This is a genomic window from Pseudomonas viridiflava, from assembly GCF_003702045.1.
In the GTDB taxonomy this organism is placed as follows: Bacteria; Pseudomonadota; Gammaproteobacteria; order Pseudomonadales; family Pseudomonadaceae; genus Aquipseudomonas; species Aquipseudomonas viridiflava_C.
On record NZ_RBTP01000052.1, the window covers coordinates 1 to 21,203 of the forward strand.

General features: G+C 61.3%; 10 protein-coding genes. 5 read left to right on the plus strand and 5 right to left on the minus strand.

The annotated features are described in order from the left end of the window. From ALP40_RS16560 to ALP40_RS16575, 4 genes are all read right to left on the minus strand, one after another. On the minus strand, positions 1-337 hold a 337-nt coding region (locus ALP40_RS16560), incomplete at its 3' end, for an SDR family NAD(P)-dependent oxidoreductase (RefSeq protein WP_122209311.1). A 93-nt stretch (positions 338-430) separates the two neighbouring features. Then, positions 431-1,441 (minus strand): substrate-binding domain-containing protein, encoded by a 1,011-nt coding sequence (locus ALP40_RS16565; RefSeq protein ID WP_122209312.1) that lies wholly within the window; start codon positions 1,439-1,441, stop codon positions 431-433. Between the two features lie 52 nt (positions 1,442-1,493). Continuing rightward, positions 1,494-2,471, minus strand: coding sequence for an ABC transporter permease (locus tag ALP40_RS16570; protein ID WP_122209313.1), 978 nt, complete (start codon positions 2,469-2,471; stop codon positions 1,494-1,496). After that, entirely contained in the window at positions 2,468-3,955 is a 1,488-nt protein-coding gene (locus ALP40_RS16575) for a sugar ABC transporter ATP-binding protein (protein WP_122209314.1), read from the minus strand. The genes ALP40_RS16570 and ALP40_RS16575 overlap by 4 nt, the downstream gene beginning before the upstream one ends. 276 nt (positions 3,956-4,231) lie before the next feature. Here ALP40_RS16575 and rpiB point away from each other — a divergent pair, with 276 nt between their 5' ends. From rpiB to ALP40_RS16590, 3 genes are all read left to right on the plus strand, one after another. Then, complete coding sequence (gene rpiB / locus ALP40_RS16580) at positions 4,232-4,693, plus strand: ribose 5-phosphate isomerase B (protein ID WP_122209315.1); 462 nt, start codon at positions 4,232-4,234, stop codon at positions 4,691-4,693. A gap of 63 nt (positions 4,694-4,756) precedes the next feature. After that, complete coding sequence (locus tag ALP40_RS16585; protein ID WP_122209316.1) at positions 4,757-5,737, plus strand: sugar-binding transcriptional regulator; 981 nt, start codon at positions 4,757-4,759, stop codon at positions 5,735-5,737. A gap of 285 nt (positions 5,738-6,022) precedes the next feature. Further along, positions 6,023-8,386 (plus strand): membrane-bound PQQ-dependent dehydrogenase, glucose/quinate/shikimate family, encoded by a 2,364-nt coding sequence (locus ALP40_RS16590; RefSeq protein WP_122209317.1) that lies wholly within the window; start codon positions 6,023-6,025, stop codon positions 8,384-8,386. A gap of 81 nt (positions 8,387-8,467) precedes the next feature. Here the strand turns inward: ALP40_RS16590 and ALP40_RS16595 are convergent, their stop codons facing one another. Further along, positions 8,468-9,235, minus strand: a complete 768-nt coding sequence (locus tag ALP40_RS16595) for a helix-turn-helix transcriptional regulator (protein WP_122209318.1) — start codon at positions 9,233-9,235, stop codon at positions 8,468-8,470. A 335-nt stretch (positions 9,236-9,570) separates the two neighbouring features. Between ALP40_RS16595 and ALP40_RS16600 the strand changes: the two genes are divergently transcribed. Together ALP40_RS16600 and ALP40_RS16605 are read left to right on the plus strand one after the other, a co-directional pair. Then, complete coding sequence (locus ALP40_RS16600; protein ID WP_122209319.1) at positions 9,571-19,065, plus strand: non-ribosomal peptide synthetase; 9,495 nt, start codon at positions 9,571-9,573, stop codon at positions 19,063-19,065. Further along, on the plus strand, positions 19,062-21,203 hold a 2,142-nt coding region (locus ALP40_RS16605; RefSeq protein WP_147478335.1), incomplete at its 3' end, for a condensation domain-containing protein. The genes ALP40_RS16600 and ALP40_RS16605, both read left to right, overlap by 4 nt.

Below are 21,203 nucleotides of genomic sequence, written 5' to 3' on the forward strand. Positions count from 1 at the left end.
TCGTGTCCCAGGCGTCTTCGGTCACATCGACAGCCTTGTCCAGCAGGGCAACGCCTGCACTGTTGATCAGGTAATCCAGCCGCTTGAAGTGATCGAAGATGCGGTCAATGCTGTGTTGCACCTGATCGAGCTGGCGCAAGTCCGCTGCAATGCCAAGATGGCCGTCGCCCAGCTTCGCAGCCACTTCCACCACCGCAGGGTCCCGGTCAAGCAGCGCAACCCGTGCGCCACGCTCCACCAGCAGGCTGGCGCAGGCCAGACCGATCCCGGCGGCCCCGCCAGTAATCACGGCGCACTTGCCGGTAAGGTCGAACGCCTGATTCCAGAATCCAGACATGAACATGACTCCTGTGTTGTGGGCTTGTACACGCATCTCCGTGGGAGCGAGCAAGCTCGCTCCCTGAGCCCGCGCTGTATGGGTATCAGGGGGTTACTTCCCGCCACTTACCTGTTGGTAGAGCGCATCGGCGTTGGCATCAGTCACCGGCACCCACGGCAGGATGTAGTTCTTGTCGGTGCCATCCCCCCATTTCACGTCCTTGGCGTAGCGCTCCCAGATCACCGACTGCGGCTTGTAATCCTTGCCTGCCAAGGCGCGCAGGGCGACGTCCAGCGCGCCTTGGGATTGGGCCTGTGCGTCTTGAAGGAAGGTGGTCACTTCGTTTTTCTTGGCCGCCTGAATGGCATCCGGCATGCCGTCGATGGACGTGACGGGCACTTCGGCAGGCGTCAGGCCACGGGATTTGACGGCTTGCAAGGCGCCGAGGGCCATGTCGTCGTTTTGCGCGATGATTCCGGAGATGCCGCCATTGGGGTGGGCGTTGAGCCAGTCTTCGGTCAGGGCCAATGCTTCGGCACGTGACCAGTTGGCGGTCTTCATTTCGATAATCTTTATGTCGGGGTGTTTCTTCAGGACTTCCATCTCGCCTTTTTCACGGTCGATCTGCGCTGACTGGCCGATCGGTCCCTGAATGATCACCACGTTACCCTTGCCCTTGATCTTGTCGACCATCGCCTGGGCCTGGAGCCGTCCACCCTCGACGTCATCGTTGCCGACGTAGGGCACTTTGGTGCCGGCCACGCGGGTGTTGGACGCGATGACCGGAATGTCATTTTCCATCGCCCGAGCCACAGTGCCGACTCCCGCCTTGGTGTCGATGGGCACAAAGATGATCGCATCGTAGTGCTGGGTGATCATGGTTTCGATCTGGTTGTTCTGGGTCAACGCGTCATAGTTACCGTCGAACACAGTGATCTGGACGGTGCCATCCTTGACCGCCGGGTGCTGTTTAAGCTCGCGAACCCAGTTCTGCATGAACTGGCCTTTGAGGCCGTAGACCGCAGCGCCTATTTTGTAGGTCTTGCCGTCAGCCGCCAGGGTGATACTGCTGGCGAGCAGGGAGAGCGCCGCGACAGCGGCTAGGGATGTGCCGAATTTCATGATGAGAACTCCGTTATTGTTGTAGTCAGTCGTTCATTCAGAGGAAAAGCGATTAGCGTTTTTTCTTGCGCCACACGTCGATCAGTACTGCGAACACGATGATCAGGCCCTTGGCGACCTGCTGGTAATAGGAGGACACGCCGAGCAGGTTCAGGCCGTTGTTGATCACGCCAATCAACAACGCGCCGAACAACGTGCCGACGATGCTGCCTGTGCCGCCCGATAGGCTGGTGCCGCCGATGACGACGGCCGCGATGGCGTCCAGTTCATACGACATGCCGGCCTGGGGCAGGGCGGAGGTGGTGCGCGCCGACAGCACCACCCCTGCAAGGCCCGCCAGCAGCCCGGAAACCACGTACACCGAGAACATCACCTTGCGCACCCCGATGCCCGAGGTGCGGGCGCTTTTCTCGTTGCCCCCCACCGCGTACACATAACGGCCGTACGTGGTGTAGCGCAGCACCATCCAGAAAATCAGCGCCACCACGGCAAAGATGATGATGGGCACGCCAATCGGGCCTATTCGCCCGGTACCCAGCGCCAGATAGGCGTCGGGCAGGTCGGTCACAGGGCTGCCGTCGTTGAGGATGAAAGTCATGCCGCGGGCGATACTGAGCATGCCCAGGGTCGCGACAAAGGGGGGGATCGACAGATTGGCGACCATGAAACCGTTGACCACACCCAGCATCGCACCGGCAAACATCCCCGCGCTGACCGCCGCCAGCAGGCCGTAGCCCTGGGTCGCAACCAGCGCACTGCACAGTCCGGCGAACGCCAGAATCGAGCCGACCGAGAGGTCGATGCCCTTGGTCAGGATCACGTAGGTCATACCGACTGCAAGAATGCCGTTGATGGAGGTCTGGCGCAGGATGTCCATCCAGTTGCGCCAGGTCATGAAGTATTCGCTGGAGAACGCCATCACGAGGCACAGCAGAATGAACACCAGCGGCAGGCCGAAGCGATCCAGAGACAGACGCAGGCGGCTTCGGGGTGCGGCGGTAACGGGCGCGGTCACGGTTTTGGCATTCATGAGGCAAGACTCAACAGGGCTTCCTGGGAAAGGTCGGTGTCGCTGCTGATGGTCACCAGCTTTCCGGCCTTGAAGACGGCAATACGGTCACTCAGGCGCAACAGCTCTGGCGCTTCCGACGACACCACGATGGCAGCGCCACCGGCTCGCACGAACTGGTCCAGCAAGTGATAAATCTCCTGTTTGGCGCCTTCGTCGATGCCCCGGGTCGGTTCATCGCACAGCAGGCAAACGGGCTCGGTGGACAGGCATTTGGCCAGGACTACTTTTTGTTGGTTGCCGCCGCTCATGGAGGCCACGGGCAGGTCCAGTGACGTGGTCTTGATCTGCAGGCGTTTGACCATGTCTTCGGCCAGTCGGGTTTCCTTGCGCGCATCGATCAGCGACCAGTTCGACAATCGGTTGTACGCCGACAGGGCGATGTTGGAGAGAATGCTGCTGCTCAACACCAGGCCGCTGTCCTTACGGTCTTCAGTCACCAGAGACATGCCCGCGCGTATCGTCGCCTTCGGCAGGCCTACCGGCATGGGCTTGCCTTGCAAAGTGACGGTGCCTGAGTCGGGTATGGTCAGCCCATAAATGCAATTGAGAAATTCGCTTCGCCCGGAACCCATCAGACCGTAGATGCCGAGGATCTCGCCCTGACGCAATTGCAGGCTGATGTCCTGGAACTCGCCGTGGCGACTCAAGCCGTCCACGTTCAGGCAGCACTCTGCAGCGCATTCGCGCCCCACCTTGTGGTCGATGCGCGTCAACTCCTGACCGACGATGCCGCGCACCAGATGCGCCCGATCGATATCGGCCATGCGGCCGGTTTCGACGAAGGCTCCGTCACGGAAGATGGTGTAGTCATCGGCAATCTGCGCCAGCTCGCTGAGTCGGTGCGAGACATAGACGATGCCGGCCCCTCGGGCGGTCAAGCGTCGAATCGCCTTGAACAGCGTTTGCGCTTCGCGCTCGCCGATGGCCGAGGTGGGCTCATCCATGATCATGACTTCGCAGTCATGACTGAAGGCCTTGGCGATTTCCACCAGTTGAATCTGCGCCACGCTCAGGCGATGCATGGGGCTGGTGGCCTCGACCTCGAATTCCAGGCTTTCAAGCAGTTGGCGAGTGCGCCGGTTGAGCTCACGCGTGTCAACGATGCAACCGGCCCGGCGAGGCTCGCGGCCCAGCCAGATGTTTTCGGCGACGGTCATGTACGGGATGGGCTCAAGCTCTTGGGTGATCATCGCGATACCCGCTGCCAGTGCATCGCCGGGTCGGTTGAACTGCACCGGATGGCCGTTGAGCAGAATGGAGCCTGCGTCACGCTGAGTGATGCCCATGAGGATGCTGAGGAAGGTGGATTTGCCTGCGCCGTTACCGCCGCACAGCGCGTGAACACTGCCTGCGCGCAACGATAGGCGACCATCACGCAGGGCAGGAATGCCCGCGTAGGCCTTGGCGACGTGTTCAGCCTGGAGCAGTAATGGCGTGGCCATTGGCGTGTCCTCGTGCTGTGAATTCTTATTAGGTGCACTGGTGTGGCTCAGTGAGCATATGTGTATCAAATGAAATTCTGTTCAGTCAATGTCTTTCCTTGATATTTTTTAATCCCCCGTATTGCTGCGTAATAGTGGGTTTTTAAGCGCGCGTTTGAATGTCGCTCCAAAACATGCTTGACAGGATTGCGTGAATATCTGAGAAATAACTGATCGGAATTTCACCGATTGAACATTTGGTCAGTCATAAGTGACCCGGCAGTGGAGCCAAACGCCATGAACACACTTTTTCCGGTGGCTATCGGATGCGATGAAGCGGGTTATGAGCTCAAGGAGTTGTTGAAGCGGCACATCGAAGCGCTTGGTCACCCCGTAACCGACTTCGGCACCCACTCAACGGCCCCGGTGCTGTATCCGGACATTGCCCTTGCCGTGGCGACCGCCATCAATGCCGGGCAGCAGCGATTGGGCATATTGGTGTGCGGCACGGGAATCGGCATGGCGATCTCTGCCAATAAAGTGCTGGGCATTCGCGCGGCGCAGGCTCACGACACCTATTCGGCAGAGCGGGCACGCAAGAGCAATGACGCGCAGATTCTGTCCATCGGTGCGCGGGTGATTGGCGCGGAGCTTGCGAAAAGCATCGTCAAGTCGTTCCTGGAGTCGGAGTTCGAAGCGGCGCGCTCGGGTGCCAAGGTCGACCGCATCAGCGCCATCGAGCGCGACGGGCATCAGTAGTGGACGCAGGGGGCCGGGAGTAGGGAGAATGCGCCTTTGACGTCGAAACGGAAGCCCGTCCACATGAGTGACAGTAACCAGCGCATGGCCAGTGACATCGATCTGATGACCGAGGTCGCAATGCTTTATTACCTCGAGAACGTCACTCAGGAAGCCATTGCCAAACGTTTCGACCTGTCCCGCGCAAAAGTCAGTCGTTTGCTCAAGCGCGCACGCGACGAAGGCATTGTCGAAGTGCGTGTGCTGCAGCATCCGGCGATGAACAACGAACTCGAGCAGGCGCTGGTCGAGCGTTTTCAGCTGGACCGCGCCCTGATTGCAGTCGATCACAGCGACCCCGATACCCAACGCTCGGCGGTTGCCAGCCTGGTGGCCAACTACCTGAATAAAACCCTGGGCGACGGCATGATCGTCGCTGTGGGCATGGGCCGAAATGTCGGTGCGGTCGCGGACAATGTATTTTTGCCCGTCACGCGCAATTGCACGTTTGTCTGCGCCATCGGTGGCTCGCTCAAGGCGGGTGAGTACATGAACCCCGATCATATCTGCCGGCGTCTGGCGCTGCGCTTTGGGGGTGAAAGCGAAAGCCTGTATGCGCCTGCACTGGTCGCCAATCCTGAACTGCGCGGGGTGCTGATCAATAACGATACCGTGCGCTCTACCCTGGACCGTGCTCGTCGCGCAGACATTGCCCTGATCGGCATTGGCGACATGAGCGAGAACAGCAACATGGTGCGCATGGGCTGGTTCTCGCCGCAGGAAATCGCCCAGGCGCGGTTGTCCGGCACGGTGGGCGACATGATGGGCTACGACTTCATCGACATTCACGGCAAGCCTGCGATCAATGCCATTCAGGGCAGGGTGATCGGGCTGACGGTGCAGGAACTGTTTCGCATTCCAGACGTAGTAGCCATCGCCAGCGAAAACACCAAGGCGGCGGCGACGCTGGGCGCGTTGCGTTCCGGTGTCATCAACACCCTCGCTACTACTGTGACCAACGCGCACACCATCCTGGCGCTGGACGATGCGACCCGCAGAGGCTGACCCAGGCGGCTGAGTGTTGCCAAGACGACTATAAACCGCTTTACTGCACCTAGTGCTGAACAGGTATGTCGTCAGACAACTAAAGGCGTGGGTCCCGCGCGCCCTTGCGGCGAAGCCTTGGCACACCGACATCTTTCATCGCGGCCCCGGTCTATGACCCGGTTCGCTTCTTTGCTACGAACCGATCCCACAAGGACGAGCCTTCAATTGCGAAGGTTGCGCGGTTCTTACCCGGACACGCGTCCAACACACGGTTTCATCACATAACAAGACAGGACAAGGACGATGATTTTAAGAGCGACAGGTATCGTGATGGCGATACTGAGCATTGCGCTGCTATATATGGGAGCCCAGTTGGTAGCAGTGGGAGGCTCCCCGGCCTATTCAGTGATCGCCCTGGGCGTGCTGGCTACCGCGGTGTTGGTGTTCCTGAAACGTAAATCAGCGCTGACCCTCTACGCGCTGTTGATGTGGGGAGTACTACTTTGGATCGTCTATGAAGTCGGTTTCGATAAGTGGCAGTGGATTCCTCGAGGTGACCTGTTCGCACTGATCGGTTTTTGGCTGGCAATGCCGTGGATCGTGCGCCCGCTGTCGCGCAGTCATACCGGTAGCAATCGCGGGTTTCACCCTTTTCTGGGCGCGACGGTTGGCATCATGGCGCTGATCGTCATTGCGCTGATGTTCTACGACCCCTATGCAGTGAAAGGCCAGATCGGCACTTCGACCGCTTCACGCAGCGCCGAGGTCGCCGGCAATGAGTGGGTGGCCTACGGCGGCACCCCGAGTGGTCAGCGGTTCTCAAGCCTGGATCAGATCAACCCGCAGACCATCGGCAAACTGTCGCGGGCCTGGGAATACCACACCGGTGATCTGCGTGACGCGGACAAGGATGCCGGTGAGTACACCTTCGAGGCCACGCCGTTGAAGGTCAATAATCGCGTTTATGTATGCACACCCCATAACGAAGTGCATGCCCTGAACCCGGAAACCGGCAAGCTGGACTGGAAATACACGCCGGAGAAAACCCGGTCTTACCTGCAGCAGCATCAGACCTGCCGTGGTGTCAGCTACTACGCAGCGCCAGCCGGTCAGACAGCCTCGCCAGCGCAGTGCGAAAAACGCATCATCATGGCGACCGCCGACGCCAGACTGGTCGCGCTCGACGCCGACACCGGCAAGCTTTGCGGCGATTTTGGCACCGGGGGCGTGGTCGATCTGCGCAACAACATGGGCCAGATTCGCCCTCACGCGCTGATGCAGACTGCTGCGCCATTGGTGGCGGGCGATCTCATCGTGCTCGGTGGTTCGGTGATGGACAACGGTTATGACCAGGGTAATCCGTCTGGCGTGATTCGCGCCTACAACGCGGTCACCGGCGCACTGGTCTGGAACTTCGATCCCGAAAACCCGCAAGACACCGCGCCTGTTTCGGCGGAGCACGTCTATGCGCAGGACACCCCCGTGGCATGGGCCACGCTGAGTGCCGACTTGAAAAACGGCCTGGTGTATGTGCCATTCGGCAATGCTTCGCCTGACGAAACCGGCACGCGTCGCGATCCGAAAAGCAATACCGAGCAATTGCGTGACGCACTGGTGGCGCTGGATCTGAAAACCGGCGCATTCAAATGGAAGTTTCAGACCTCCAACAATGATTTGTGGGACCGGGACAATCCCTCTCAACCCTCGCTGCTTGATCTGGGCAAGCCGGGCAGCCAGCAACCCGCGCTGCTGTTGCCGACCAAGGTGGGCAACATCTTTGTGCTCAATCGGTTGACGGGTGAGCCGATCATGCCAGTGGATCAGGTCAAGGTTTCCACCACCGGCGGCGTGCCGGGTGAGCGTTTTGCGCCAACACAGCCGGTTTCAAGCATCCATTTCATTCCGCCGCCCCTGACCGAAAAATCGATGTGGGGCGTAACGCCGTTCGATCAAATGGCGTGCCGCACCACCTTCAATACGCTGCACTACGACGGCAATCCGTGGACACCGGCCACTGAGTCGGGCTCGCTGATTTACCCCGGTAATATCGGCGTGTTCAACTGGGGTTCGGTGGCTGTCGATCCGGACCGGCAGGTTCTGGTGGCGACCCCTGTGCGTCTGGCCTACATCTACAACCTGATCAAGCGCCCCGCACAGGAGCAGGACAAACGCCTGTTCACCAAGGATGGCAAGCCGTACTGGAACGAGAACTTCAACGGCGATTACGCCATCCGCATCTCGCGGCTGGCATCAGGCCTGGGCATCCCTTGCAACGCGCCGCCGTGGGGCAGCATGGTGGGCGTGGACCTGAACACCGGCAAGACCGAGTGGACACGTCGGGTCGGCACGACCAAGAACCTGAAGACCAGTTTCATGGCAGACCGTTTTCCGATCGGCTTCCCGATGGGCATGGTGGCGCATGGCGGTCCGTTGATCACCGCGGGCGGCGTGATCTTTCAGGGTGCAACGGCCGACAACTTTATCCGTGCCTATGACGTGAACACCGGCGAGCTGCTTTGGCAGTACGAGTTGCCGGCGGGCGGGCAGGCCACGCCTTCGACCTACACCGGCAGTGATGGCAAGCAGTACGTGATCATTTCCGCTGGCGGCCACGGATCCCTTGGCACGACGCTGGGCGATAGCGTGATTGCATTTCGCTTGAACTGATAAGCACCAGATCATGAAAAAGGGCCATGCGCTGATGCGTCATGGCCCTTTCCTTTGATCAGTGCCGCAAATACGTCTGGCTCATGGGCCTGCCATCCATCTCGCCAGGCTGTGGCGACCACTGACACCAAGCTTTGCGGTCGCACGCTTCAGGTAGGTTTCCACCGAGCTGTTCTTGACGTTCAGTCGGCGTGCCATCTCCGCGACAGAACCGCCGGTCAGCAAGCCCAGGCACACCTCCTGCTCACGGGCAGACAGTGTGATTGCGTCCTGCGCCAAGCGTCCGCTAAAGGCTTCGTCCAGCGACCCGGGTTCCGATTCCATCTTCTCGGTGCCCACCTGTGCAAGCAGCTGCGCATGGTGCTCCACCAGTGGCAGCAGAGTGTCCGACAAACTCTTGAGCATGGACAACTCACTCAACGAGAACGCTTTCGCGCTTGCGAGACGATAGAAGCAGATGATTCGTCGCAGGTCGCCACGGCTGGACACCAGGCTGCACGCATGCACATTGCGTCGTGGATATTTCTGGCTGACCGGCGTGCTGGTTTGTACAAGCAACGAGTCCTCCATGTGGACGATGCTTTGCAAGAGCGACTGGCGCAGGGAGTCAGACGCACAGATATCGTGTTGCAGACCTGCACCGCCAAGGCGGGTGATCTGATCGACCCGCGATTGTGCTACGTCAAGTGTCCACTCGCTTAGATCAAGACCCTGGACGGGGACACGGGAGTCAACGAGCTGCAGCATCTGTTCGGCAAAGGACGAGCTGCCTGTGCTTGAAACCAGTTCACCCAGTTGCAGATAGAAGCGGGGGTCATGGCCGGCATTCGGCGCGCGTGTCTGTTTCATCTGTCGTCCTCCTTGATTCTGACCCAGCGTAGAGGGTCCGGTATTGATTCCTCGCTGGGTAACAACGGGTGTAAGGCTAGCCAAGGGTATTCAACCGAAGGTTCTATCGGACGTCTGTAGTAGAAAACAGGGACAGGATTTGTACCTCGTTCATGACGTGGTGCAACTAAAGCCTGCGCGCGTTGTATCGGGGATCATCCCCCGGAGGGCGCGTAGCGTCTACGGCTAGTCTACGAGTGATGGCCATGAGCCAGCGTCCGGGTTAAATGGGACAGACACTGGCAATAGGCCAATGCTTCAATTCCCGACTTATTTGCCAAGAAGGATCTTGAGCCATGTCGGCCGTCGACCTGTTCCCCCTGACCGCTGCCCAACGTGACATCTGGCTCGACCAGATCAGTTGTGGTGATTCGCCTCTTTATAATGTCGGCGGCTACGTCAAGCTGGTCGGCCACCTCGATCCTGAACGGATGCAGCGAGCGGTTGAACAGCTTGTGGCGGCCCATGATGGCTTGCGCACCGTGTTGTTGCCAGGTGCTGGCCTCGATGGCTTGCCCATGCAGCGTTACGCCGACTTCATGCCGGTGTCCGTACCGATGCACGATCTGCGCAAGCATCCCGAGTGCATCGAGGTCGCAGAGCGATTGATAAGCGAGCGGATGCAGCGGCCTTATGCGCTGGATGGCAGCCCGCTGTTTAGCTTTTGTCTGGTACGCCTGGACGAGAATCAGTATTGGCTGGGCATTCAGGCCCATCACCTGATCCTGGACGGCTGGGGCTTTGGGCAACTCCTCAAGTCGCTGGCCGAGCACTACACCGCGCTTTCGCAGGGCAGCAGCCTCGATTTTCAGGGGCCGTCGTACCGCGATTTCATCAATGACGACGCGCGTTACCACGACTCACCTCGCTACGCCCGTGACAAGGCCTACTGGCAGGAAAAGTACCGGGATCTGCCGGAGCCACTGCTGGTGTCCCGTTACCACAACCGCAGATCGACCGACCCCGCGCCGTCCCACAGTTCGGTACAGGCCTTTCCAACTGCATTACACGTGCGCATGAACCAATTCGCCGAGCGCTGTGGTGCCACAGCGTTCCATGTTTTGCTGGCTGCCCTGCATATCTACTTCACCCGCACTGCACAACGTGACGACTGGGTGGTGGGGCTGCCGCTGCTCAATCGCACCGGCGCCCGCTTCAAAGCCACGCTGGGGCATTTCGCTCAGGTCAGCGCAGTGCGCATGGCCTTTGCGCAGGGTCTGGATTTCACAACGCTGGTCACGAACGTGCGTGACAGCCTCAAGCGTGACTTTCGCCACCAGCGTTTCCCGTTGAGCGAACTCAATCGCACCCTGGGCGTCTCCCGTGAGGACCGGGCGCAGCTGTTTGAGGTCTCGGTGTCCTACGAGCAGGACGACCATGACCACCGTTTCGGCGATGCTCAGGCGCATGCCGTGAAGGTGTCCAACGGGTATGAGGCCACTCCGCTGGCCGTTCACCTGCGCACCAATCGGTTCAGCGATCAGGCATGGCTACACGTGGTTCATCACCGCGCGTGGTTCGATGACGCTGAAGCCCAAGCGATTGGCGAGCGTGTGTTGCAGATCATCGAGCAGGCGCTGGAAACCCCCACGCTTCACGCCGAAGGCTTCGATTTACTGACGCCTGCCGAACATCGTCAACTGGAGCGCTGGAACGACACCCGTGTGGCGTGTGCAAGCGAGCAGCTGATTCATCGGCGCATCGAGCAGTATGCCCTCATGTGCCCGGATACCGTGGCGGCGGTCTTTGACGGGCAGAGCCTGACCTATCGACAGCTCAACCGCAGCGCCAACAGCCTTGCTCAGCGTCTGATAGAGACGGGCATCGGTGCGGACGACCGTGTGGCCGTGGTTTCCCGGCGTGGGCTGGACACCGTAGTCAGCCTGCTGGCTGTACTGAAGGCAGGCGCGGCCTATGTGCCCATCGACCCGGCCCATCCACGCGAGCGACTGGCTTATCTGTTGAACGACAGTGCCCCGGTGGCTGTTCTGACGCGTGCGAACCTGCGTGAGCGCCTGCCAGCCCTGACGCAGATGATCATTGAGCTGGACGGTTGCCATGAGGATCGCGGCTCCGACACCAACCCAGATATTGTTGCACTGGGCAGTCACCATCTGGCGTACGTGATTTACACCTCCGGGTCCACGGGTCAGCCCAAAGGCGTCATGGTGGAGCACCGGATGCTTGCCAATTTGGTGGACTGGCATTGCGAAGCGTTCAAGCTGGGCGCAGGCGGGCATGCCTCGTGTCTGGCGGGGTTCGGGTTCGATGCGATGGCCTGGGAGGTCTGGCCAACCCTGTGTGCGGGCGCGACCCTGCATCTGGCGCCTGTTCAGGAAGGCGGCGAAGACATCGACGCCCTGTTGCGCTGGTGGCGCGCCCAGCCCCTTGATGTCAGCTTCCTGCCTACGCCTATCGCCGAGTACGCCTTCAGCCTCGACGAAGACCATCCGACCCTGCGCACGCTGCTGATCGGGGGCGACCGTCTTCGTCAGTTCGCTGAAAACCGACGTTACGCAGTCGTCAATAACTACGGTCCCACCGAAACCACGGTCGTTGCCACGTCAGGTGAAGTGCGAGCCAATGCGACGCTGCACATTGGTCGTCCCATCGCTAACACGCATATTTACGTGCTGGATGAGCGACTTCAGCCAATGCCGGTCGGTGTAACGGGCGAGCTGTACATCGGCGGTTCGGGCGTCGCCCGAGGCTATCTGAACCGGCCGCAAATGACTGAAGAGCGTTTCCTGGCCGATCCTTTCAGCAAAAAACCGCAGGCGCGCATGTACCGCAGCGGCGATCTGGTGCGCTGGAATGCCGACGGTACCCTGGAATACCAGGGCCGCAACGACGACCAGATCAAGATTCGTGGCATGCGCATCGAGCCCGGTGAAATCGAAGCGGTCATCGCCAGCCAGGCGGGCGTCAAGGAGGCCGTGGTGCTGGTGCGCGACGAACACCTGCTGGCCTGGTTCACCGACACGACAGCGGTCGACACGGATGACCTTCGGCAAGCTCTGCGGGCCAGATTGCCTGCGTACATGGTGCCGCGAGCCTTCACCCGGCTTGATGTTCTGCCACTGACGGGCAACGGCAAGCTGGACCGTCGTGCATTACCCGACCCGGACCCGGCGTATCTGCTCGGTCACGCTTACGAGGCGCCCGTCGGTGAGGCTGAAATCGCTATGGCCGCTGTCTGGGCGCAGGTACTGGGCGTGGAGCGAGTAGGACGCCACGACAATTTCTTCGAGCTGGGCGGTCATTCGTTGCTGGCCATCAAGCTGGTCGAGCGTTTGCGCGCGGCCAGCCTGAACGCTGATGTGCATGTGCTGCTGTCGCAACCCACCATTGCCGCGTTGGCAGCAAGCAAAGACGATGCGCGTGCGTTTGCGGTTCCGCCCAATGCGGTGCCACCGGGCTGCGAACGCATCACCCCGCACATGCTGAGCCTGAGCCGTCTGGATCAGCCGGCCATCGATCGTATCGTCGCCAGCGTGCCGGGCGGTGCTGCCAACGTGCAGGAAATCTATCCTTTGGCACCGCTCCAGGAAGGGATTCTCTACCACCATCTGTCTGCCGCGCAGGGCGACCCCTACTTGCTGCAATGGCGCCTGGCCTTCGACAGCCTGGTGCGTCTGCACACGTGGGCCGAGGCACTGCAAAAGGTCATTGATCGCCACGATATTTTGCGCACCGCCGTCGTCTGGGAGGGGCTTGAGCATCCACAGCAGGTGGTCTGGCGCAAGGCCGATCTGGTCGTGCGGTCCGTCAGTCTCGACGCCGACGGGGGCGCTGAAGAAAACACCGGGGCCAGCGTCATGGATCGTCTGCATCAGCGATTCGATGCCCGTCATCATCGCGTTGATCTGTCTCAGGCACCGTTGATGCGGCTGGTCCATACCCAAGACCCGGACAATGGCGAGGTGGCGGCTGTCCTGTTGTTCCATCACATGGTGCTTGACAACGCCGCGATGGAGATCGTCACCCGGGAAATGGGCGCGCTGCTGCTTGATCCGCAGACGGCGCTGACCGAGCCGGTGCCTTACCGTAACTACGTTGCACATGTACGCATGGCCAACGATGAGGCACGGCACGAAGCGTTTTTCAGCGACATGCTGGGTGACGTTGATGAACCCACCTTGCCGTTCGGGGTGCAGGACGTGCGTTCCGATGGCGGTGACATAGAGCAGGCCCGACGGGTACTCGACGCCGATCTGGCGCTGCGTCTGCGCGAGCAGGCCCGGCAGTTGGGCGTCAGCGCGGCAAGCTTGATGCACACTGCCTGGGCGCGTGTGCTGGGCGTGATCGCCAACCGTCGTGACGTGGTGTTCGGCACCGTGCTGTTGGGCCGCATGCAGGGCGGCGAGGGTGCCGATCATGCGCTCGGGGTTTTCATCAATACCTTGCCGCTGCGTGTCGATACCACCCGCAGCGCCCGCCATGCCGTCAAAGCCGTGCATACCCGGCTGTCAGCCCTGATTGCCCATGAGCACGCCTCGCTGGTGCTGGCTCAACGTTGCAGCGGCGTAGCCTCAGGCTCGCCACTGTTCAGCGCGTTGCTCAACTATCGTCACAGCGCCGGCGTGCGTCCTCGCGATGGCGAAGGAGTGTGGCAAGGCGTACGCGTGCTGGGCGGTGAAGTGCGCAGCAACTACCCGCTGACCCTGAGCGTGGATGACCTGGGCGACGGTTTTGACATGCATGTGCTGTCCCGGCAAGGCATGGGCGCCGAGCGCATCGCAGGCTGGATGCTTAACGCGCTGGCGGGCCTGGTGGTGTCGCTCGAACAGGCGTTGCCTGAGCCACTGCAACGCCTGTCGATTCTTGACACCGCAGAGCGCGACCGACTGCTGACCAGCTCCAATGCCAACACAGGCAGGGTTTCTGACGGCCTGACGATGCATGCGTATGTCGAGTCCCGGGCTGCCAGCCACCCGCAGGTCGAGGCGGTCATTCAGGGTGAATATGCCCTGACCTACGCCGAACTCAACAACGCGGCCAACCGTCTCGCGCACCATCTGATCGGCCTTGGCGTGAAGCCCGATGAAAGAATCGCCCTGTGCCTGAGTCGTGGACCGGGCCGGCTGGTAGGCATGCTCGCCATCCTCAAGGCCGGAGCGGCTTACGTTCCGGTAGACCCGGTCTACCCGCCCGACCGTATTGCGTTTTTGCTGGAAGACAGCGCGCCTCGTGCCGTAATGACGGAAGATTCGACGGCCCATCTGGTGGGTGATGTGTTTCAAGTGAACCTGGACCACAGCACCTGGCACGAAGCGCCTGAAGGCAACCCCCACGTAGCGGGCCTTCGCGAGGGCAATCTGGCTTATGTCATCTACACCTCGGGCTCCACCGGCCAGCCGAAAGGCGTCATGGTTGAACACCGCACCCTGACCAATCTGGTGCAGTGGCATTGCCAGGCGTTCGACCTTCAGGTGGGCAGCCGTACCAGCAGCATGGCCGGCTTTGGCTTCGATGCGATGGCCTGGGAAGTCTGGCCCACCCTCTATGCCGGTGGGGTGTTGCATTTGCCCCCTGCCGACGTGAGCAACGAATTTGTCGACGAGCTGCTCGACTGGTGGCTGGAGCAGCCTCTACAAGTCAGTTTCCTGCCCACACCAGTGGCCGAGCAGGCGTTCGGCCGAGCGCGTCAGCACCCGACCTTGCGCACGTTATTGACGGGCGGAGATCGGCTGCGTCAGTTTGACAAAGACCCCGGTTTCGACGTGATCAACAATTACGGCCCGACGGAAACCACCATCCTGGTCACTTCCGGACGCGTATTTCCCGGCGCCGCCTTGCACATTGGCAGGCCTGTCGCCAACGCCCGTCTGTACGTGCTGGACGAGCAACTTCAGCCGGTGCCTGTCGGGGTGGTGGGTGAGCTTTACATCGGTGGTGCAGGCGTTGCTCGTGGCTATCTGAATCGACTGGAGTTGACGCAAGCGCTTTTTATCAGCGATCCGTTCAGTGCGCACAGTCAGGCCAGGATGTATCGCAGTGGCGACCTGGTGCGCTGGAATGCCGATGGCACGCTGGATTACGTAGGCCGCAACGACGAACAGGTCAAGATTCGTGGCATTCGCATCGAACTGGGCGAGATCGAGACGGCGCTCGCCAGCCAGCCTGGTGTCAAAGACGCGGTGGTGCTGGTGCGTAACGGGCGTCTGTTGGCTTGGTTCACCGAGGCGTCTGCCGTGGAGCCGGACGTGCTGCGTCAGGCGCTGCTGGATCTGTTGCCCGGCTACATGGTGCCGCTGGCGTTCATGTGCCTGGACACGTTGCCGCTGACCAGTCACGGCAAACTCGACCGCCGCGCCTTGCCCGACCCTGAGCTTTGCGATCTGACGGCCACCCTCTACGAAGCCCCGCAGGGCGAAACCGAGGTCATCATTGCCAGCCTCTGGGCCCAGGTGCTCGGTGTGGAACGGGTAGGGCGTCATGACAACTTCTTTGAGCTGGGCGGTCATTCGCTGCTTGCGGTCAACCTGGTGGAGCTCATGCGCAATGCCGGTCTGAATGCCGATGTGCGCGTGCTGCTCGGTCAACCGAATGTGGCCGCACTGGCAGCGTCGGTCGGTACCGGGCGGGAAATTGTCGTGCCGGCCAATAACGTGCCCGCTGGCTGCACTCGCATCACCCCAGACATGCTGAGCCTGACGCGTCTCGATCAGGCGGCCATCGACCGCGTGGTGGCGACCGTGCCGGGCGGTGCAGGCAACGTGCAGGAAATCTATCCGCTGGCGCCGCTGCAGGAAGGCATTCTTTACCACAACCTGACCGCGCAGCAGAACGACCCTTACCTGCTGCAGTTGCGCTTGAACTTCGACAGTATGGAGCGCTTGCAAACCATTGCCGCGGCGTTGAACAAAGTCATCGCGCGCCACGACAGCCTTCGCACGGCCGTGATTTGGGAGGGCCTGGAAGCCCCCCAGCAGGTGGTGTGGCGGCAGGCGCAGTTGCGTGTCGAAAAAGTGGCCGATCAGGCCAGCCCGGCGCCGATGGACCTTGGTCAGGCGCCGCTGATTCGTCTGGATTACAGCCTGAATCCGTCCTGTGACAGTGTTTCTGCCACGCTGCTGTTTCACCACATCGTCGTCGACGCCACAGCGCTTGAGGTTATGCGCGAGGAGATACTCAGCCACTTGCGCGGCGACCCTGACACCACGCAGCCTGCCGTTCCCTACCGTAACTACGTGGCCCAGGCACGCCTGGGCGTCAGCGAGGCCGAGCACGAGGCCTACTTCCGCGAAGAGCTGGGCGATATCGACGAGCCTACCCTGCCTTTCGGTCTTCGCGACGTACAGGGCGATGGAAGCCGCATCGAGGAAAACCAGCAAACACTGCCCGACGAGCTGGTTCGACGCCTGCGCAGTCAGGCACGGCAACTGGGCGTCAGTGTCGCCAGCCTGTTCCACCTGGCCTGGGGTCGGGTTCTGGCGGCAGCCACCGGCAACGACCGCGTGGTGTTTGGTACGGTCCTGCTCGGGCGTCTGCAAGGCGGTGCCGGGGCGGATCGCGGTATGGGCATGTTCATCAATACCCTGCCGGTGCGGGTGGATCTGAATCATGTCAGCGTCCGGGACGCTGCACGCGCTACGCATGCCCGTCTCGCGGCACTGTTGGGGCATGAACATGCGTCTCTGGCACAGGCCCAACGGTTTAGCGGCATTGGCACCTCGTCGCCACTGTTCAGTGCCATCCTCAACTATCGGCACAGCGCCGGGCAGGCGCGACAGGACGCACAGCATGATGCCTGGAGCGGGCTGGAGATTCTGGCCAGTGAGAAACACACCAATTACCCGCTGAGCCTCAATGTCGACGATCTGGGCGAGTCTCTGCGCCTGTCCGTCACCGTGGCCCCTCAGGTAGGAGCCCAGCGTATCTGCGGTTACATGCAGCAGACGCTGACGGGTCTGGTCGATGCGCTGGACGCTCAGCCCGATCTGCCGTTACTGAGTTTGCCAGTGCTTGAAGCCCGTGAGCGTCAGCAATTGCTCGAAGGCTTCAATGCCACAGCCACCGATCACAATTTGAAACACACCCTGCAAGGTCTGTTCGAGGCCCAGGTTGCCCGCACACCTCAAGCAGTCGCCGTTCTGGCCGAAGGCGTGCAGTTGACCTGGCGTGAACTCAACGAGCAGGCCAATGCACTGGCCCATCATCTCGTCGACCTGGGCGTAAAACCTGACGACCGTGTGGCGATTTGCGTCGAACGTGGCGCGTCCATGATCATGGGGCTGCTGGCAATCCTCAAAGCGGGCGGGGCTTACGTGCCTCTCGACCCGGGCTACCCGCGCGAACGCCTGCACTACATGCTCAAAGACAGCGCGCCGAACGTGTTGCTGGTGCAGGCTTCAACCGGCGCGCTGCTCGAAGGTGAGCAAGCGCTGCGCATCGATATCGATAGCACCACCTGGAACGCGCAACGCATCGAAAACCCTGAAGTGCGCGGTCTGACGTCGCATCATCTGGCTTATGTCATCTACACATCCGGTTCGACCGGCACGCCCAAAGGGGTGATGGTCGAGCATCGAAACGTGGCGAATCTGGTTCAGTGGGGTTCATTGCTATGCCCTGCAACACCGCATGGCGCGCTGCTACACAAGACGCCGATCAGTTTCGACGCATCAGTCTGGGAAATCTTCTGGCCATTGTGCAGTGGCTTGCCGCTGGTGCTCGCGCGTCCCGATGGGCAGCGTGATCCGGCGTATCTCGCTCGCCTGATCCGTGAACGGCACGTCAGTGTGGTGCAGTTCGTCCCGGTACTGCTCCAGCAATTCCTTGAGCTGCCCGACAGTGCCCAGTGCCACAGCCTGACCGATATCGTTTGCGGCGGCGGCGAGCTGACGGCCGCATTGGCCGAGCAGGTACGTCAACGCCTCCCGTGGGCGCGCCTGCACAACGTTTACGGGCCGACGGAAACCACCGTGGATTGCAGCGTCTGGACGCTGGACCCGCACATGCCGTTGCCGGAAACGACACTGCCGATCGGTCGCCCGATCAGCAATACACGTCTGTACGTGCTGGATGCGCATGACCAGCCGGTGCCACAAGGCGTGATCGGTCACCTGCACATTGGCGGTGCCGGTGTCACCCGTGGCTACCTCAACCTGCCGCAACAACAGGCCGACCGCTTCATCAATAGCCCGTTTGTCGACGGTGATCGGCTCTATCGCAGTGGCGATCTGGTCCGCCAGCAAGCAGATGGCAACCTGGAGTTCCTGGGGCGCAACGACGATCAGGTGAAAATCAACGGGCTGCGTATCGAACCCGGAGACATCGAAGCCTGCCTGATCCGCCACCCCGGTATTCAGCAGGCAGTGGTGCTGGTGCGCAACGAGCAGCCGGGCGGTCAACGGCTGGTGGCGTATTACACCGGCGCACAGCAATCCGTCGAGGCGTTGCGTGACGAGGTCCGCAAGCACCTGCCGGACTACATGGTCCCCGCGCTTTACGTACACCTGGATGCATGGCCGCTGAGCCCTAACGGCAAGCTGGATCGCAAGGCGCTGCCGGTTCCGGGGACCGACGCGCTGTTATCCCGTCCCTATGAAGCCCCTGAAGGTGAGATGGAAACCCTGCTCGCCGACCTCTGGAGCGAACTGCTGGGTGTCGAGCACGTGGGCCGTCACGACAATTTCTTCGAACTGGGTGGCCATTCGCTCCTGGCCGTCAGCCTGACCGCACGCTTGCGTCAGGAAGGGCTTGAAGCCGACGTCCGCGCGCTGTTCGAACACCCAACGCTGGCGGGCTACGCAGCTATCACAGAGAACATGGAGATCATCCTGTGAGCATCAACGAACTTTTGGCGACACTCAAGGCTCACGGCATCCACCTGACGGTCAAGGACGGTCAACTGGCGGTGCAGGGCAATCGCCGCGCGCTGACGGATAAAAGCTTGCTGGACAGCCTGCGCGAACACAAACCGGCTCTGATCGAACGCCTCGAACAAGGGGATGCACTGACCACCCGGCGTGGCACGCAAACCTTTCCCGAAAACGGCATTCCTGGCGACTGCACTTACATCACGCCGCAGATGCTGACCCTGGTCGAGCTCGACCAGGCAGCCATCGATCAGTTGGTCCGGTCCGTACCCGGCGGTGCCGCCAATGTGCAGGACATCTATCCTCTGGCACCGTTGCAGCAGGGCATTCTGTATCACCACGTCACGGCGACTCACGGTGACCCTTACGTCATGCGTGTGGAGTTCGCCTTTGCAGACCGCGAAAGGCTCGATGCCTTCGCCCTGGCACTGCAGACGGTCGTGGCTCGGCACGACATCCTGCGCACCTCGGTTCACTGGGAAGGGCTGGATACCCCGGTGCAAGTGGTCTGGCGTCACGCCGAGCTGGTGGTCGATACCCTGCCGAGTGCAGCGGCCCTTATGCTGGATCTGGGCCAGGCTCCGCTGATCCGTCTGATCTGCCATCAGGGCACTGAAAACGGGATCAAGGCGACTCTGGTGTTCCACCACATCGCGATGGACCACAGCGCACTTGAGGTGGTCCGCCATGAAATCCAGGCGTGCCTGTCGGGCCAGGCTGAGGCGCTGGGTACGCCTGTACCGTTTCGCAAATACGTGGCTCAGGCCTTGCTGGGCGTCAGCGAGGCTGAGCATGAAGCGTTTTTCCGCAGCATGCTGGCCGATCTGGACGAGCCGACCCTGGCGTACGACCTGCAAGACCTCAGTGGGGAAGGCGACGACATCGGTGAATATACGCTGGCGCTGGACCCTGGGTTCTGCCTGCGTTTGCGCGCTCAGGCACGCACCCTCGGCGTCAGCGTTGCCAGCCTGTTTCACCTGGGCTGGGCCCGCGTGCTGGCGGGCCTGACCGGTCGCCAGCGTGTGGTATTCGGCACGGTGTTGATGGGCCGCCTGCTGGGCGCCGAAGCCACCGAACGGGCGCTGGGCATCTTCATCAATACGCTGCCGCTGCGTCTGGACCTGGGCGATCAGGACCTGCGTACAGCGATCCGCGCCACCCATCAGCGGCTGACCACGCTGATGCGCCACGAACACGCACCGCTGGCGCTGGCCCAGCGTTGCAGCGGCGTTGCAGCGCCCACGCCGCTGTTCAATGCGTTGCTCAATTATCGCCACAGTGCCGGGGCGCAGGCGTCTGGCGATACATGGCAAGGCATCCAGGTGTTGCATGCCCAGGAGCGCAGCAACTACCCGCTGGTCATCAGCGTCGATGATCTGGGTGAAGCCTTCAGCCTCACGGCGCAGACGACTCCCGACATCGATCCGCAGCGCATCTGCGCTTATCTGCAACGCGCAATGGACCATCTGCTGGAGGCGCTGGAGCAATCGCCGCAGACCACGGCCGAACAGATCGACATCGTGCCACTCGACGAACGCACCCGCCTGCTGGAGCACTTCAATGCCTGTCAGGCTGACTTCGACGGCGGGCTGACGTTGCAGCAGCGTATTGAGCGACAGGCTCTGGAGCGACCTGAATTCATCGCAGCCCAGGTGGGTGAGCAGGCGCTGCGTTACGACGAGTTGAATCACCGCGCCAACGCCCTGGCTCATCACCTGATCAGCCTGGGCGTACGCATGGACGACCGCGTTGCGGTCATGGCCCGTCGTGGCCTGGACACGCTGGTCGCCATGCTGGCCGTGCTCAAGGCCGGCGCGGGATACGTACCGGTGGACCCGTCGCACCCCGACGAGCGCATTAATTATCTGTTGACCGACAGCGCGCCCAAGGTGGTGCTGACCCAGCAGGCATTGCTGAGCCGGGTGCCCGAGCTGTCGGTGCCGGTCATTGCCTTCGACCGGCCGCAGTGGCCTGAGTGTCAGGACAACCCGCAGGTCGCGGGTCTGACTTCCGCGCATTTGGCCTACGTAATCTACACCTCCGGCTCCACCGGCCAGCCGAAAGGCGTGATGGTCGAACACCGCACCCTCAATAACCTGATCGAA